Genomic DNA, 1251 nt, shown 5'->3' with positions numbered 1-1251 from the left:
TGATCGACAGGGATATTATCTGGCTTACGAGGGATCGAGCCGGAAGCAATAACAAAGCTACTGGCTTCAATTTGTTCAGCTTCGCCGCGCACTTTTGTTACCTCGATAACATTCGGCGATACAAACTTGGCCCGGCCGTGAATACGTTCGATATTATTGCGTTCAATCTGATTTACCATAAAACCGTCGTGCGCTTTCAATACCCGATTCAAGCGGTCGATCAGTGTCGACATCTCGGTATCTTCAGCTAATTCAAACTGACATAAGGCCGCATTCTCTCGCATCTTTTTAACACGTAAGGCGTTCTCACGAAGCGTCTTGCTGGGGATCGTTCCTCTGTGTACACATGCACCACCCAACCATTGATCCCGCTCTATAAGAGCGACACTCTTACCACCTTTGGCTGCCTGTACCGCTGCTTTTTGCCCTGCAGGACCACTACCAATAATCACTACATCAACTTGTCTCATGAACGAATTGCCTCCAGACCACTCTTCACGATGTCGTGTCTTTCCTTCAAAAGCTCCAATTCATCTTCATATAAATTCAGATCTGCAAATACGGTATCTTGCAAAGCTGTATCTATCGCAGCTTCTTCACCCGATAACATTGCTTGAGCTAACTTAGCAGCACCATTAGTCACCATCGCTTGGTCACGATTGCTTTGGGCATTTTGATAGTCAGCATAGTAATGAACAGATTCCTGAACGATTGCGGGCATTTTCCATTTTCTGACCACGACTTCGCCATATTTCACATGATAAGCAGATTCGATTACCCCTACTTCATCTAATGAAATAGATACGTCATGCCATTCCGAGTAGTCAAAGATGGTCTGAAGGATAACCGGTTTGCCAATGCTATGAAGCAAACCGCATAGAAAGGCGGCTTCGACATTTTTCTTGGCAACTCGCGCAACCTCTTTTCCCCAAAAGGCTGTACATAAAGCATGGTCCCATATTTCATTAATACGGTTTTCGTATGTGGGCGCTTTAAATATTTTCGTATTAAGAGAAGCTGCCAAAGCAATTTCTGTAATCAGAGACAGACCGAGCCTTGCCACAGCTTGTTGCAGAGAAACCATTGAGGCGTTGGGTGTATATGCGGCTGAATTAGCAATGCGCATCACATGGCCAGCCAAGGCCTGGTCACTTTGTATGAGTTTGGCCAACTGTGCGGCATCAGAATCTGGATCATTCGATAAAGCTAAAACCTGGTTTGCCACATCCGGCAGCATCGGCACTTCGATTT

General features: G+C 45.6%; 2 protein-coding genes. Both read right to left on the bottom strand.

Going from position 1 to position 1251, the window contains the following annotated elements; translation table 11 throughout:
* Positions 1-470: FAD-dependent oxidoreductase (locus A3756_RS16350; protein WP_156490539.1), on the bottom strand; the 470-nt coding region annotated here is incomplete at its 3' end.
* A partial coding sequence (locus tag A3756_RS16345) for an HDOD domain-containing protein (protein ID WP_068553957.1) occupies positions 467-1251 on the bottom strand: 785 nt, incomplete at its 5' end. The genes A3756_RS16345 and A3756_RS16350, both read right to left, overlap by 4 nt.

It is taken from the genome of Oleiphilus sp. HI0086 (assembly GCF_001635225.1).
The sequence above is the reverse complement of the archived record's forward strand: the minus strand, read 5'-3'. Positions and strand labels throughout refer to the sequence as shown.